Origin of the sequence: Acinetobacter sp. LMB-5 (assembly GCF_001541635.1) — a bacterium.
Classification (GTDB): Bacteria; Pseudomonadota; Gammaproteobacteria; order Pseudomonadales; family Moraxellaceae; genus Acinetobacter; species Acinetobacter pittii.
Genome location: NZ_LRDR01000007.1, coordinates 220,616 through 236,363, shown reverse-complemented (window position 1 = coordinate 236,363; position 15,748 = coordinate 220,616). Strand labels below are relative to the sequence as shown.

Here is a 15,748-nt window from a genome sequence, read left to right as displayed (position 1 = left end):
ATGGCATCTTATGCATTGTTAGAACAAGCACGTCATTTACAGGCATTGGTTCTGGATGTTGATGGTATTTTGAGTGATGGCTTCGTAACCTTAACCAATAGTGGCGATGAAATTAAATCATTCGATATTCGTGATGGTTTAGGAATGAAGCTTGCACAGCAAGCCGGCATGAAAGTTATCATTATTACAGGCAGAAAAAGTAATATTGTTGAAAAACGTATGTCTGATTTAGGCGTAGACCTCGTTTTTCAAGGCCGTGAAGACAAAGGCTCAGCACTTCGTGAAGCTTGTGCGCAGTTTAATATTTTGCCGTCTGATTGCTTATATATGGGCGATGATTGGCCTGATTTATCTGCTTTTGCAATCGCAGGTATGAGTGTTACTGTGCCAAATGGTCACGAAGAAGTACGTCGCCGTGCGCATTTGGTTACGCAATCGATGGGTGGGCGTGGTGCAGTTCGTGAAGTCTGTGATATGTTGCTGATCGCAAAAGGCATTTACCAAGAACTTCTTGAAAAATATCTTGCAGTACCGCATTAATAATAAGATTACTTAAAAAGGTAGGCTATTCCTGCTCATGGATACCAGAGTTTTATCAATTGTTGCTGTAGTGGTTGCTGCTATAAGTGGTGGTTACTACTACTATAGTGGCAAGGCAAAAAAACTAGACATTGGTTCTGCGAAGAATATGACATATTCAGCGCAGGGCGTCCATTTGACTCAAACTGATGATCAAGGCAATTTGTATATTCGTGCTGAAGTTCGTCAGCTTGAACAGGATATGCAACAAAAAACATCAAAGTTGGATCAACTTAATGCCTCGATGTATAAAGATGGCAAAGTTGATGCGACATTCTTTGCAAAACAGGCAAATGGCTACGATGATAACCGTAAAGTTATTTTATCGGGTGATGTGGTCGCAACTAAACTGGCACCACAAGGGAAGATTGAATTCCAAACTGATGAGTTAACCGGATATCCAAAAACCCGAGAAATTGAAACAGATCACCAAGTGGTTGTTCAATCTCCGCAAGCCGAGTTTGTCAGCAAAGGGTTAAAAGCTAATTTGAATAATGGTCAGTACGAATTTTTTAATATTCGAGGAAAGTATGCACCAAAGTCTTAATTTAAAACGTTCTTCAGCTTTCCTAAAACAAGCTGCGGTAATTACATTCGTTGCTTTATCATCTGCTTCGACTTTTGCTTTACCGTCTGACCGTAATCAACAAATTTCGTTAGTGGCAGACCGTGCAACTTATAATGAGAAAACGGGTTTAACGACTTATACGGGTAATGTCGTGATTGAGCAAGGGACGATGAAGCTTCAAGCCGACTCAATTGTTGCTACGCTAAACTCTAAACGTGAAATTCAAACGATTACTGCCAAAGGTAGACCGTCTAAATTCCAACAGCAAATTAGTGCTGACAAGGGCGTTGCACGAGGCGAGGGTCAAACCATTGTTTATAATGCAGATACAGGCATTATTACTTTGACTGGTGGTGCATATCTATATCAAGATGGTTCAAGCATCCGCGGTAACTCATTGAAATATAGTATGAACAAAGGTGATGTTGAAGCTCAAGGTTCATCATCAAACCGTGTTCAAATTATTATTCCGCCATCAACTTCAAAAAGTTTCCCAGGAGCGCGTGACTAATGCAACAAGCTCTTCAACCCCAAACTTTGTGTATTAAGCACTTAGCAAAAAACTATAGTAAACGTTGGGTCGTCAAAGACGTATCTTTTAGTATGCAAAGTGGACAGATTGTTGGTTTGCTTGGCCCTAACGGTGCAGGAAAAACAACAAGCTTCTATATGGTTGTTGGGCTAGTGCGTATGGACAAAGGTGAAATTCACCTTGATGATCTTGATATGTCCGATTTGGCAATGCATGAACGGGCACGTAAAGGAATCGGATATCTTCCGCAAGAAGCTTCTATCTTTAGAAAGCTGACAATTGCTGAAAATATTATGTCTATTTTAGAAACACGCAAAGATTTAAATAAACAACAGCGCCAACAACGTCTTACTGAATTGTTGAATGACTTTAAAATCAGTCATATTAAAGATTCATTGGGAATGAGTGTGTCTGGTGGTGAGCGCCGCCGTGCTGAAATTGCACGTGCATTGGCTGCTGATCCTAAGTTTATGTTACTTGATGAACCGTTTGCCGGTGTCGATCCAATTTCGGTAGGTGATATTAAAGATATTATCCAGACCTTAAAAGATCGTGGTATTGGTGTGCTTATCACAGACCATAACGTACGTGAAACTTTGGCGATCTGTGAACGTGCATATATTGTGAGCGAAGGTGCGGTAATTGCAGAAGGCACTCCACAAGAAATTCTGGATAACGAACAGGTACGTAAAGTCTACTTAGGTGACGATTTTACAGTTTAAATAAAAAAGTTAATCTATTTGGCTAAAAAGAGGTCAATGCTTCTTTTTAGCTTTTTTGTATTTAATTATTAAAAAACAATAAATTATACGGTTCATTTGATGAAAAAATAATGTGTGAATTATTCCTGCATTTATGCTTCTTTATGCAAAAAAATATGTAGAATGTAAAAGCTTTTAAACGATAACAAACAAGATCAACAAGACAAGCATGATTGGATATAACCAGAGAAGAGTAAAAAGGACATGTAAAAAGCCAGCTTTCCTGAAAGGGTTGATGCTTTTAACTTCACTGCATGTACCTATGGTGATATATGCCGCTAAACCAAGTGAGCAATATCACACATTAAAAGACAACTTATCACAACTTTTTGCCCCTAAAAGTAGTGATGAATTTAAAGTCGCTAAGATGCAAGAGTTGAGTAATTTTAGGCTAGATCGTTCTAGAGTGCAGGAGTTTCCGACTGTTCAGCTCAATGATAGAGCAGCTTCATCTTATTCAAATTTGCCATCAAGGAAAATGACTCTACAGGAAGCGGTGAAAATCGCCATCCAGCGTAACCCTGATATTTCCCAAGCCATTTCAACTCTAGCTGGCCAAAACGCTGGTATTGATGTTGCGAAGGCAGGTTACTATCCTCAAATTTCAGGTGGTATTACCACAGGAGACTTGAGTAGTGGTGAACGTGGTCGGCAGTTATTGACTTTAAACGCAACTCAAATGCTTTATGATTTTGGTAAAGTCAAATCAGGCGTATCGGTTGAGAAGGCTAAACTCCAAGTCGAGCAGGCGAATGTGTTGGTCAGCATTGATGATATTGCACTTGATGTGGCTCAGTCGATTATCAATATTCAGCGCTATCTCCAATTAAATAAAATTGCCGAGCAGCAAATTGCGGGTATTCAGCGAATTCAGGAAATCGCTAATTTACGTGCAAATGCTGGTATTAGCAGTCAGGCTGACCCGATCCAAGCTCAGTCTTATTTACAAGCTGCACAGTCCGGTTTGATTGCACAGCAATCTTTATTACGTCAGTACCAACAACATTTAAGAACATTGTTGGGTGCTGATGTTTCGCGTACAGGTTGGATTATTTCAGATGATTTGGTGAAAGTATCTGATTTATATGGTGAGCCTGAGTTTAATACCATTCCAAAAATGATCGCTGCACAAGCGGGCATTGAAGTGGCTAAAGCTCAAAAGGAACAGACTCGTTTAACACGTTATCCAACTTTGGCAGTGAAAGGCTCGGTGAGTCAGGCCATTAATGGAAAAAACCCAAACAATGATGAGGACGACGGTTTATATAGTTCCATCATGCTTGAAGCCACCAGCCAGTTTTATCAAGGTGGGGCAGTTTCTTCCCAAGTAAAAATGGCAAGTTATGCAGAAGAAGCCGCTAAATCTAAAGTGAATTCTGTGTATCTGGATGTGCTCGATCAGATCAGAACTAGCCGTGAACAAATTGAAAATAAACAACGTCAAATGCAGGTTTTAGCCAACCGCCAAGCGACAACAGTTCGTACACGCGAACTTTATCAAGAGCAGTACAAACTCGGTACCCGTTCATTGGTTGACCTACTGAATGCTGAACAAGCGATTCATAGCGCCAATTCGGAACTTGAAACTGCACGTTATGACATCTACAGCAGTATTGTTCAGTACATTGCAGCAACAGGACGTTCCCGCCAAGCTTATGACTTAAATAATATTTCAATTCAGGGGTTCGAAGTACAACCATGATGACAAAAATAAATTACCAGCCCTGGTTACAGGCGGTCTTAACGATTGCTAAACATTATAGAATTGAGCCTTCAGAAGAAAGGATTCGTTTACAACTTGACTGGAACCAAAATCAAAACCTTGATGATGTTTTACAGCTCATTACACGTCAGGTAGGACTCAATTTACGTAAAGTGCCGTTTTCTTTAGAGTTGCTCAACCCATGGCGTTTACCTGTCATGGTCGAGTTTAATGACGGACAAGTTGGTGTAATTGATAAGGCTGATACTCAAGGAAATGTCAGTATCCAGTTTAGTGGAGATCATGGCCTTTCCCAAAATTTAAGCTTAGATGTCTTAAAAACAACAATTAAGAATGTCTATATTCTGCGTCCTGAAACGTCTATTCCCGATGCGCGTATTGACGAATATATCAAACCGTACGAAGCAAGCTGGTTCTGGTCGATTGTTCTAAGAGACTGGAAGCGCTACGTTGATATTATGTTTGCCTCACTCATTGCCAATGTCTTGGCACTGGCAACCATTATTTTTTCAATGCAAGTGTATGACCGTGTTGTACCCTCACAGTCTATCCCGACTTTATGGGTGCTGGCAGGGGGTGTACTCATTGCAGCACTTTTTGAGTTTACCTTACGTATATCACGGGTATATTTATCCGATATTATTGGTAAACGTGCTGACTTACGGGTGTCTGACCGTGTATTTGGTCATGCCTTACGCATCAAAAATAAAGACCGTTCAAAGTCTACCGGTAGTTTTATTTCCCAGATTCGTGAGCTCGAAGGTGTTCGTGAACTGGTGACTTCAACCACCATTAGTGCTATTGCTGATTTCCCGTTCTTTTTCCTTTTCCTGATCATTTTTGCGATTATTGGCGGAAAGCTATTTTGGGTGATGTTGCTGGTTGTGCCACTTATGATTTTGCCGGGTATTCTGGTGCAAAAGAAGCTAGCGCAACTCGCACAAGAGGGCATGAGAGAGTCTTCAATCCGTAACGCAATTCTTGTCGAAGCGGTGCAGGGCATCGAAGATATTAAGCTATTGCGTGCTGAATCACGTTTCCAAAATCAGTGGAACCACATGAATGAAGTTTCAGCCGATATCGGGATGAGACAGCGTAAAATTGTCGGTACCTTAATGGCATGGACTCAAATGCTTCAAGGTTTGACCTATGCAATTGTGGTATTGGTAGGATGTTTTGCCGTAATGGACGGTGAAATGACTACAGGTGCGTTAGTAGCTTGCTCCATTCTATCTTCACGTATGTTGGCACCTATTGCACAGATTACAGGTGTTTTGGGTCGTTTACAGCAAGCAAAAGTCGCAAAACAAAGCCTTGATGAACTCATGCAGCGTCCGATTGATCAGGCTGACCGTTCGCATCTGGTACACAAAGCAGTTTTAAATGGCGACTATGAATTAAAAAATGTCTTATTCCAGTATGGCGAAGAAGACCCGAAACCAAGTTTGGCAATCCGTCATTTAAAAATTCGCGCTGGTGAAAAAATTGCCATATTGGGGCGTAACGGTGCAGGTAAATCGACACTGCTCCAGCTTCTATCTGGTATGCAAGTTCCAACTCAAGGCGCAGTACATTTAGATGGTCTCGATCTTTCATTAATTGATCCGTCTGATGTACGTCGTGATATGGGCTTACTTAACCAGAATGCGCATCTTTTCTACGGTACGATTCGTGAAAACCTCACTTTAGGCGCGCCGCTTGCAACGGATGAAGAGATTCTTCGAGCTTTAGTGGTGACTGGTGCATTACCTTTTGTTCAAGAGAAAAAAGAAGGGTTAGATCATCTGATTTTAGAAGGTGGTGTTGGTTTCTCTGGTGGTCAGAAACAAGCATTGTTACTGGCTCGTTTGTTGATTCGTCAACCTAACATTTTATTGTTAGACGAACCGACAGCCGCAATTGATGACGTGGCAGAGAAACAACTGATTGATCATTTAAAAGGTTGGCTAGCACATCGTACTTTGGTCGTTGCGACCCACCGCCGTGCTGTTTTAGAACTGGTGGATCGTATTATTGTCGTTAACGAAGGCAAAATCGTGATGGACGGTCCAAGAGATCAGGTACTCAATCAATCAACAGCCCAACAAAAACAAGTGAGCCAAGGGGGTAATTCATGAGCGAACCACAACAAGAACAACAACTCACCCGTTCAATGAATGTCTCTTATAGTGAGCCACCCTTACCACGTGCGAGCTTAGTAATCTGGATTGTGGGCATTGGCTTAGTTATTTTCTTTATCTGGGCTTGGGTATTTAAGCTTGAAGAAGTTTCTACCGGTACAGGTAAAGTCATTCCATCATCTAAAGAGCAGGTCATCCAGTCTTTAGAAGGCGGTATTTTAACCAAGCTGAATGTACAAGAAGGCGATATTGTTCAAAAAGGCGAAATTCTTGCGCAGCTCGATCCAACCCGTTTTGCCTCTAATGTTGGTGAATCAAGATCTTTACTGATCTCTGCTCAAGCGACAGCAGCGCGTTTGCGTGCGGAAGTAAATGGCACACCTTTGGTTTTTCCTGAAATTGTGATGAAAGAACCAAAGCTGGTACAAGAAGAAACAGCACTATATCGCTCACGACGTGCTGATCTTGAACAAACGCTTGCAGGTTTAAGACAGGCGTTACAACTGGTGCAACAAGAACTAGCAATGACAGAGCCGCTAGTTGCTAAAGGTGCAGCTAGTGAGGTTGAGGTTTTACGTTTACGTCGTGAAGCAAATGATTTGCAAAATAAAATGAATGATGCACAGAACCAGTACTATGTGAAAGCCCGTGAAGAGTTATCTAAAGCGAATACGGATAGCGAAACGCAACAACAAATCGTACTGGGTCGTAGTGACAGTTTAGATCGTGCAGTGTTCAGAGCACCGGTACGTGGTGTTGTAAAAGAAATTGCAGTAACTACCCATGGTGGAGTTATTCCACAAAATGGTAAATTGATGACCATTGTACCGATTGATGAGCAATTGCTGATTGAAGCGCGTATTTTGCCACGTGACATTGCCTTTATTCGTCCAGGACAAGAAGCACTGGTTAAAATCACGGCCTATGACTACTCAATTTATGGTGGTTTAAAAGGTAAGGTTACGGTTATTTCACCAGATACCATTCGTGATGAAGTGAAACAGGACCAATTCTATTATCGTGTTTATATCCGCACTGATTCCGATAAGCTTTACAATAAAGAAGGTAAAGCGTTTGGTATTACACCGGGTATGGTGGCAACAGTAGATATTCGTACTGGTCAAAAAACAGTACTCGATTACTTACTTAAACCATTTAATAAAGCCAAAGAAGCGTTACGAGAAAGATAATAAAAAAGCCCCGAGATTCGGGGCTTTTTTTATAGGTTTGATTCTATTAAATTCACGTTATAATTTGATTTTTATTGTGCTTTATCTTATTTATGGCTTTTACGATTGCATCACAGATTACATTTGAAGAAGAAATTAAAAAAAGTAGATTTCAGGCCATTGCTGCGCCAGTAGAAAATGAACAGCAGGTTAAAGAATTTTTAGAATACAACAAGGATATCTCGACCACTCATCAATGTTGGGCGTGGAAAATTGGGCATAACGTACGCTTTAACGATGATGGTGAACCGTCAGGAACGGCAGGCCGTCCAATCTTGGCGACCATTGAAGGGAATGACCTGACGAATATTATTGTGATGGTTAACCGTTGGTATGGTGGAATAAAACTGGGGACAGGCGGCCTTGTGAGAGCATACGGTGGCTGTGCTGGACAATGTTTATTATTGGCTGAACGTATTGAACTCATTGCAAAGAAGACAATTCACTTTTCGTGTCATTTTAATGAATGGGCCATATTTCAATATGAGCTGACTCAACAACAGATTGAATATCAGGAAACCTACACGGCAACAGGTGTAGATATTGAAGCGAGACTACAAATACATCAAATTGAACCGCTTGCCTTAAAACTCAGAGACGTAACACGTGGTCGTGAAGAATTAAAAATTGAAGAGGAATTAACAGATGACTGATTCCTTACTGAAATATCGTGAGCAACATAAGCACCGCTTAAACTATATGCCATGGTTATATTGGACGTTGAAACCTAAAAACCGTGCTTGGGCTGAAGAGTGGCAAAAAGAATATCAAGCTTATTTAATGGATATGGAAACCGTTGAGATTGGTGAAAATTGTTTTATTTCGCCGCTAGCACATATTTTTGCTGAACCAGGCCGCAAAATTATTATTGGGGATAATAGTTTTATTGCGGCTGATTGCACATTGCATGGACCACTCGAAATCGGCAATGAAGTCGCGATTAACCATCATTGTATTTTAGATGGTGGGCGAGCAGGCATAAAGTTGCATGACCAAGTCCGTATCGCCGCGTATTGCCATTTATATGCATTTGACCATGGGATGCAACTCGACCGTCCACTTTACCAACAGCCAGTTACGTCCAAAGGAATTGAAATTGAGCAAGACGTTTGGTTGGGGGCGCATGTGGGAATCAAAGACGGTATAAAAATCGGTAAACATGCTGTGGTCGGGATGAATAGTATGGTGACCAAAGATGTTGAGCCGTACCATATTGTCGGCGGAAATCCTGCAAAATTTATTCGTTTAAGAGAATAATGCAGTCTTAAGAATGTAATAAAATGTTTGATCTTTAAACAAAAAAGTTGGTTTTTATACATAAACCTTAACATACCAATTTTTATCTATGTTAAGTTAAAGCTAAGTTTTAATAATAATCTCCAAGGCAATAGACCTGAAGAAGAGAGGCTAACATGAACCGTGTTATTGCGTGTATTGACTCATCACCGTGTATTAATGCTATTGCTGATGCAGCAGCATGGGTTGCTAAAGCGACCGGACGGGAACTTGTATTATTACAAATTCTGGACTATTACCCAGCCAGTTACCATCTTGGTGAAATTAGTGGGGTAATCGGCTTTGAAAGCAATGCAATGCTGCTAAAAGAGTTAGCTGAGCTAGAGCAAAAACAAAGTGAACTCGCGTTAGACTATAGTAATAATTTACTCCGCCATATTTCTGATCTTATTCAAGAAAAACATGGAATTACCAGTTCAAAAATTCAAGAAAAAGGTGATTTTTTAGAACAAAGTTTTAATCTCTTACATGAAAATGACATCGTTATTTTAGGTCGAGTCGGGGAAAGAGCAGCCGAGAAACATAAACCAATCGGTAGCAATGTTGAAAACTTCATTCGTGGTGCGAATTGTACTGTGTTGACCATTGGCGAAAACTTTAAAGTACCAACACGATTTATCTTTGCTTATGAATATTCGCCAACTTGCCAAAAAATGATGCGCCGTATTGCCCAAAGTGACTTATTGCGAACACTGCAATGTCATTTGGTGTATGTAGGCGATCATCCAGAAATATTAAATGAACCAGAACATTATCTTAAACAAGCGGGGCTCGATGTAGTCACCGTTTACCGTTATGGCGATGTTGCACAAAATATTTTAGAGTACCAACAAGAACACGGTATTCAAATTATTGTGTTAGGGGCATTTAGTCATAGCAAAATTCACCAATTCTTCTTGGGAAGTATTGCGACAACCATATTCCGAAACGCGACTGTGCCATTACTTGTGGCTAAATGATGAGATTTGCATATAGTTATCCGCAAATCTTGTGGATAACTATATGGAAAAGCAACAGTAATAAAAGTAATTAATTGATTATAAATAATAAAATAAAAAAGATGATTTTTTAACCATTATTTCACAATTGCAATTGCGAAGCCATCATGACCTTTTGAGCCAACTGTTTGTAAGGCTGTACAAGACAATATTTGCGGATGGTTTTCTAAGGTTTTAAACATTTCACGGATGCCTTCAATACTCGGTTTTTTATTGTCAGGATCTAAAATATCACCTGCACGAATTACATTGTCGAGCACGATAATCGTACCTGATCTTGAGAATTTCAGACTCAATTCTAAATATTCAGGATAACCCTGTTTATCTGCATCAATGAAAATAAAATCAAAAGGCTCGATTGATTGAGGATCAATTGCAGAAAGGATATCTGCAGCACGGCCAGCTCGAAGATCAACTTTTACAGGAAGATTGGCATGATCGATATTTTTCTGTGCCATTTCGGCATGAGTAGCACGGCCTTCTATTGTGAGTAAATAACCATCTTCAGGTAAGGCACGGCCTAACCAGATGGTACTATATGCAGCAAAGGTTCCGATTTCTAAAACTCGTTTGCATTTATTCATTTGAATAAGCATCTGCAAGAACATACCTTGGTTAGGAGCTACTGCAAGATGATTTGAAAAGCCGTGTTCGTCGGTATTCTTTAATGCATATTCGAGTCGCGGGTCTTCAGGAATTAAATGTGAATCGATATATTGGTCAATGTCTGTCCACATCTGCTGCATAATCAAATTTACCTATATGTTGATCGGGCTATTTTAAACGTTTATGCCTAGAGTGCAAAAATCTTCGTTTCAAGAAATTTTGGTTGATTGGGAAATGAACAATAAAAAAAACTCCTTTCAGTTGAAAGGAGTTTTTTATTAGAAATTACACATTGAACTATTTCGGGTGAGGTCAGGTCCCCAAGTACGATAGCCTTGAGTATCAATATGAATTTGACCTGAACTATATAGACCAATACCCATATTTAAGCTTTGACCATGCTGAGCCCAGAACTGACAAAGTTTAAACTTGGTGTTTTCGATAAATGCATAATCTTGAGCTTGTGGGAACTCAGGACCAATACGGAAATCGATTGCCGAGTTAAATAAATGTTTAGATGAGCTTGCGCCGCCTGCACATTCATTTAAAGGTAAGTCTCGGTAAACCGAGGTCACTTCAAAGTCGGTAAGAACTTTTGCTGCAACTAAATATTTAAATACGCGTAGGGTAGATAAAGAATTTCCCCATAGCTCGCGATTAGGTACAGCATATTCTGAGCGGCCACATTTTTGCCAATCACGTGCCGAACGTAATAACTCAAAGCTTGGCACAATGCCTGCAACGTTATTTCGGGTTAAGAATTTTTCGTATTCACGAACACGTTGGTAATTTTCACCAGAACTTAACCAACTTCGATAAGATGCAGGCTCAACTTTAGGGGGAATTGGGCGCTCGATAATAACGCGCTCTTGTGGAATAAAGATTCGTTTACCACTTGGAGAGGTTTTGCCTGTTGTTGTGTGTTGGGGAGAGCTGACACAACCTACCATAACCGCTGGGATTATGCATAAGGGCACCAGACTCTGCAAAAACTTCCGCATAAGAAAAATTAAGCACTTATAAATATTGCGGGTATTTTAATGCAAAACAGTGCACAAATTACGAGGAATTTGCAATGAAATGTTTGAATAGGGTATAAAAAAAGATCAGCGGTTGCTGATCTTTTTTGAAATTACTTTTCAAGATATTGTAATTTATCAGGTTTGCCGTTCCATTCTTCACGGTCAGCTGGTTGATCGCCAATTTGAGTAATGTTAGGCCATTTTTGAGAAAGTTCAGCATTTAATTCAATAAATACCTCTTGGCCTTCAGGTAACTCATCTTCAGAGAAAATTGCATTTGCCGGGCACTCTGGTTCACATAATGCACAGTCAATACATTCATCCGGATTAATCACTAGGAAATTCGGACCTTCGTAAAAACAGTCTACAGGACAAACTTCTACGCAATCTTGGTATTTACATTTAATACAATTTTCAGTGACAACAAAGGTCATGGCGACAGCTACCTAAAAAATATGGTTTCATTTCGAATAGCTTATTTTAGGCAAAAAAGGGGTAAACAAACAATTGCTTTTATTGATATTCTTTATTCATGCATATGAAGATAAGTTAATACGTTGATAATCAAACATATCTTGTAAACCCAGCAGAGCGTAGTCTATAAAATTAAAATAATAATATATTTTATAAAACAATAACTTAAAAAATATTTTATTTAATTATTTAGATGTCATTTAAGTCAAGGCATCTATTTTAATAAATACCTTAACTTTTCATTTTTTGTTTTACAAATTTTGATTTACGGCTTTTTTGCTTAGAAAATCTTAAATTTTTAGAGCTAAAGCTTACATAGTAAATGAATATCTTCAGGTTCGAGCTGCCAAAGTTGTTGATCTGGAGCATTTAAGGGTTGCGCGCCATGCTTCATATAGAAGTCTACAGTGCGTCGACTTGGGGTTGCTGAAATATACAGTTGGTCTGCACCGAGTTGCTTGGCTGACTCTTTTGCGGCTTGCATAAGCTTAGCACCAATGCCTTGACCTTGTTGGTCAGCATCCACATAGAAATAATGGAGTAATTTAGCGTGAGGATAGTCTGTTATCACTTGGTTTGAGACTACGCTCACGCCAACGAGCTTTTCAGAGGCGTCAAATGCACCTACAAATATTGAACCTTGTGCATAGAGTTGTTTGAGTTTAGGTGGGTCATTTTCTAGATGATATGAGTCCCAATTTTGTACATCAAAAAAACAATCAACCAATTCTAACTGTTGCTGTTTTTGTATGTAGTTTTGAGTGATTAATTCACGGCGGCTAATCTGCTGCCAAATAAGATCAATTTCTGAACTTTGCAAAGATCTTAAGATCATATAAATATTATTCTCCGATATGAATAAGCAGACCTAAGCCTGCTTATTCGGAAGTGCTTTATTAAGATTTGAGTGCAGCTTTTAACTCGTAGAGTTGTTCAAGCGCCTGACGAGGCGATAAGTTATCGACTTCAATTTGCTTAAGCAAATCTAGAGCAGGGGATGAAACTTCGATCTCGACAACTTTCTCTATGATTTGTGAACCAGAGTTTGCATCTGGTGGAGCAAACAAATCATTTTGAAAACTGGTTTGTAGATGTTGTTGCTGCTGTTTTTCTAAAATGCGCAAACGTTTCTGCGCTTCTTTAATAACATTGGCAGGAATACCCGCTAATTTTGCGACCTGTAAACCATGACTTTGGCTTGCAGGGCCTTGCTGAACTTTATGTAATAAAATCAGATTGCCGTTCAGCTCTTGCGCCGTGACATGATAGTTATCAATTCCTGCTTCACTACCAAGTTCGGTCAATTCAAAATAATGAGTCGCGAATAAACATAAACATTTTACGCGCTTGGTTAAGTCGACCACACATGCCCATGCTAAAGATAAACCGTCATAAGTACTGGTTCCGCGGCCAACCTCATCCATTAACACCAACGACTGGTTGGTGGCATGATGCAAAATTTGCGAAGTTTCAGTCATCTCAACCATAAAGGTAGATTTACCTGTAGATAAATCATCGGCTGAACCAATACGGGTAAAAATGCGGTCAATTGGACCAAGTTTGACGGCTTTAGCCGGAACATAGCTACCGCAATAAGCAAGTAAACTGATTAATGCCGTTTGGCGCATGAAGGTTGATTTACCGCCCATATTTGGACCGGTAATAATTGCCATGCGGTGCTGAGCATCAAGGAAAGTATCATTTGGGGTAAATGGTGCTTTATTTAATGCTTCAACGACAGGATGACGACCAGCCTGAATTTTAATGCCCGTTTCCGGAGTAAATTCAGGGCGCGCCCAATTGTTTAAACGTGCTTGATGAGCAAAGTTTGCAATGACATCAATTTGAGCAATTGCTGAACTCATCATTTGTAGATGAGCGATATTTTCGCGAAGGTTTTCAAGCAAAGCTTCGAATAATGCTTTTTCACGTGACAGCGCACGTGACTCACTCGACAGGACTTTATCTTCAAAACTCTTTAGCTCAGGGGTAATGTAGCGTTCAGCATTCTTTAAAGTTTGACGACGGATATAGTCGGCTGGCGCTTGTTCTGCTTGAGCACGAGTCAGTTCAATGTAGTAACCACTTACACGGTTATAACCGATTTTAAGGGTATTAATGCCGGTACGTTCACGCTCTTTAATTTCTAGATCAATTAAGAATTGACCTGCATGATCACGAATTTGGCGTAATTCATCAAGCTCAGCATCATATCCTTCTGCAATTACATTGCCATCACGAAGTAATACCGGTGGGTTTTCAACAATAGCTGCCATTAAATGCTGATGAAGCGCTTTGAAGTCTCCAAGTTCTTCATCTAGTTGAACTAATAATTTAGATTTCTTCGCTTGAATGACTGGGGTTAACGCCGTTCTTAAAGCTGGAATTTGTGCACATGCATGACGAAGTTGCACTAAATCACGTGGTCGCGCACTGCCTAGCGCAACGCGGCTAAGCACACGTTCAATATCACCAATTTCTTTAAGCACTAAACGAACTGGGTTTTCGTGATATCCCTGAATGAGTTGCTCAATCGCATCTAAACGAGCATCAAGCAATGCAGTATCACGTACTGGTTGCATGAGTGTGCGGCTTAATAGACGGCCACCCATTGCAGTTTGGCAATCATTTACCAGTTGAAATAATGATGTTCCGTGTTCAAATAATGGCTCGATAATTTCTAAGTTGCGACGTGTAATTGGGTCGAGCGCAATAAAGTCGGTACTTTGTTCAAGTTGGATTGAACGAATATGCGGTAATGCAGTTTTTTGGGTTTCTTTTGCATAGTGAATAAGCGCAGCGGCAGCAGCTTTGGCTAAAGGTAATGGGTCTAAACCAAAACCTGAAAGGGTTGATACCGTAAACTGGTCACATAAGGTTTTTTGTGCATTATTTAGGTTGAAGTCTACATTTGGACGTTTAGTAACAGGGCAATCTAAATGCTTTTTAATTTGTTCGATAATATTGGTGTCGACCAAGTCTTCATCAATCAAGATTTCACTTGGCATTAAACGTGCAAGTTCAATAGGTAATTGTTCTGGCTTGTAATCTTGTTGTTGAACTTTAAAAATGCCCGCACTCAAGTCGAGTAAAGCAAAACCGATCTGGTTTTGATGAATGCACAATGAAACGAGATTAGATGATTGATAACTGCTGAGTAATGCATCATCAGTTAATGTACCCGGGGTCAGAATACGAACAACTTTACGTTCAACAGGGCCTTTGCCTGTTACTTCTCCAACTTGTTCGCAAATAGCTACCGTGCGCCCGGCTTTAACAAGACGCGCCAAATAACCTTCGGCTGAATGATAGGGAACACCCGCCATTGGAATAGGTCGGCCACTGGCTTTACCACGATGGGTTAATGTGATGCCTAAAAGCTTGGCTGCTAAATGAGCATCTTCAAAGAAGAGTTCATAAAAGTCACCCATACGGTAGAACAGCAACGCATGTTGATAGTCCGTTTTAACTTTGAGATATTGCTGCATCATAGGTGTGTGAGAAGATAAGTCAGCCATGATTTCAGCGCTATTCATGCGTATTAAACCCTTAAAAAATCAATAATATTTTACGTTTGGTCATCTAACCAATTTCAAGTCTTTTAAAAATGAATGTCATTCAAGAAAAGAACACAACTGGATGAACTTTGAGAATTGGCATCCATAGTATAAAGCGATTTGGAGTCACTCCAGATGTGTAATGGTAACAAATTTGAGTTATTGAAAAAAAGAGTAGTGAAACCCTGAAATATAAGACCAATAAGTTGACTTCAAATTGTGGCTTGAGTGGTCTGAGGTCAAGTTTTTTTAAAGATACTTAAGCAATATGGTTTGCGTAACT

The 15,748-nt window shown here is 39.9% G+C and carries 15 protein-coding genes; 10 read left to right on the top strand and 5 right to left on the bottom strand.

Annotation, left to right across the window (positions count from 1 at the left end; all coding sequences use genetic code 11):
* The 10 genes from AW165_RS11775 (at position 1) to AW165_RS11730 (ending at position 9,767) form a co-directional block, all read left to right on the top strand.
* Positions 1-540, top strand: a complete 540-nt coding sequence (locus tag AW165_RS11775) for a KdsC family phosphatase (protein WP_002122322.1) — start codon at positions 1-3, stop codon at positions 538-540.
* A gap of 37 nt (positions 541-577) precedes the next feature.
* On the top strand, positions 578-1,126 hold the full coding sequence (lptC, locus tag AW165_RS11770) for an LPS export ABC transporter periplasmic protein LptC (RefSeq protein WP_005070181.1): 549 nt from the start codon (positions 578-580) through the stop codon (positions 1,124-1,126).
* Positions 1,110-1,658: a lipopolysaccharide transport periplasmic protein LptA gene (gene lptA, locus AW165_RS11765; RefSeq protein WP_002122334.1), complete on the top strand. Its 549-nt coding sequence runs from the start codon at positions 1,110-1,112 to the stop codon at positions 1,656-1,658. The genes lptC and lptA overlap by 17 nt, the downstream gene beginning before the upstream one ends.
* On the top strand, positions 1,658-2,401 hold the full coding sequence (gene lptB / locus AW165_RS11760) for an LPS export ABC transporter ATP-binding protein (protein WP_002122331.1): 744 nt from the start codon (positions 1,658-1,660) through the stop codon (positions 2,399-2,401). The genes lptA and lptB overlap by 1 nt, the downstream gene beginning before the upstream one ends.
* A gap of 274 nt (positions 2,402-2,675) precedes the next feature.
* Positions 2,676-4,142 carry a TolC family protein gene (locus tag AW165_RS20290; RefSeq protein WP_017481420.1) on the top strand — a complete coding sequence of 489 codons (1,467 nt, stop codon included), beginning with the start codon at positions 2,676-2,678 and terminating at the stop codon, positions 4,140-4,142.
* Positions 4,139-6,280, top strand: coding sequence for a type I secretion system permease/ATPase (locus tag AW165_RS11750; RefSeq protein ID WP_032003909.1), 2,142 nt, complete (start codon positions 4,139-4,141; stop codon positions 6,278-6,280). Before AW165_RS20290 ends, AW165_RS11750 begins: the two co-directional genes overlap by 4 nt.
* A complete protein-coding gene (locus AW165_RS11745) occupies positions 6,277-7,473 on the top strand; it encodes an HlyD family efflux transporter periplasmic adaptor subunit (RefSeq protein ID WP_032042581.1) in 1,197 nt (398 codons plus the stop codon). Before AW165_RS11750 ends, AW165_RS11745 begins: the two co-directional genes overlap by 4 nt.
* 92 nt (positions 7,474-7,565) lie before the next feature.
* On the top strand, positions 7,566-8,165 hold the full coding sequence (locus AW165_RS11740; RefSeq protein ID WP_032038417.1) for an IMPACT family protein: 600 nt from the start codon (positions 7,566-7,568) through the stop codon (positions 8,163-8,165).
* On the top strand, positions 8,158-8,769 hold the full coding sequence (locus AW165_RS11735; RefSeq protein ID WP_060465937.1) for a DapH/DapD/GlmU-related protein: 612 nt from the start codon (positions 8,158-8,160) through the stop codon (positions 8,767-8,769). The genes AW165_RS11740 and AW165_RS11735 overlap by 8 nt, the downstream gene beginning before the upstream one ends.
* Positions 8,770-8,924: 155 nt before the next feature.
* Positions 8,925-9,767, top strand: coding sequence for a universal stress protein (locus AW165_RS11730; RefSeq protein ID WP_002115820.1), 843 nt, complete (start codon positions 8,925-8,927; stop codon positions 9,765-9,767).
* 116 nt (positions 9,768-9,883) lie between these two features.
* Here the strand turns inward: AW165_RS11730 and AW165_RS11725 are convergent, their stop codons facing one another.
* From AW165_RS11725 to mutS, 5 genes are all read right to left on the bottom strand, one after another.
* Complete coding sequence (locus tag AW165_RS11725; protein ID WP_060465936.1) at positions 9,884-10,552, bottom strand: O-methyltransferase; 669 nt, start codon at positions 10,550-10,552, stop codon at positions 9,884-9,886.
* 138 nt (positions 10,553-10,690) lie between these two features.
* Positions 10,691-11,413, bottom strand: coding sequence for a D-Ala-D-Ala carboxypeptidase family metallohydrolase (locus tag AW165_RS11720; RefSeq protein WP_005802595.1), 723 nt, complete (start codon positions 11,411-11,413; stop codon positions 10,691-10,693).
* A 131-nt stretch (positions 11,414-11,544) separates the two neighbouring features.
* Complete coding sequence (fdxA, locus tag AW165_RS11715) at positions 11,545-11,868, bottom strand: ferredoxin FdxA (RefSeq protein WP_002051033.1); 324 nt, start codon at positions 11,866-11,868, stop codon at positions 11,545-11,547.
* A 344-nt stretch (positions 11,869-12,212) separates the two neighbouring features.
* Entirely contained in the window at positions 12,213-12,743 is a 531-nt protein-coding gene (locus AW165_RS11710) for a GNAT family N-acetyltransferase (protein ID WP_060465935.1), read from the bottom strand.
* A 61-nt stretch (positions 12,744-12,804) separates the two neighbouring features.
* The gene (gene mutS, locus AW165_RS11705; protein WP_002115830.1) at positions 12,805-15,444 is read right to left on the bottom strand and encodes a DNA mismatch repair protein MutS; all 2,640 of its coding nucleotides are present in this window, start codon (positions 15,442-15,444) and stop codon (positions 12,805-12,807) included.
* Between the last annotated feature and the right edge of the window lie 304 nt (positions 15,445-15,748).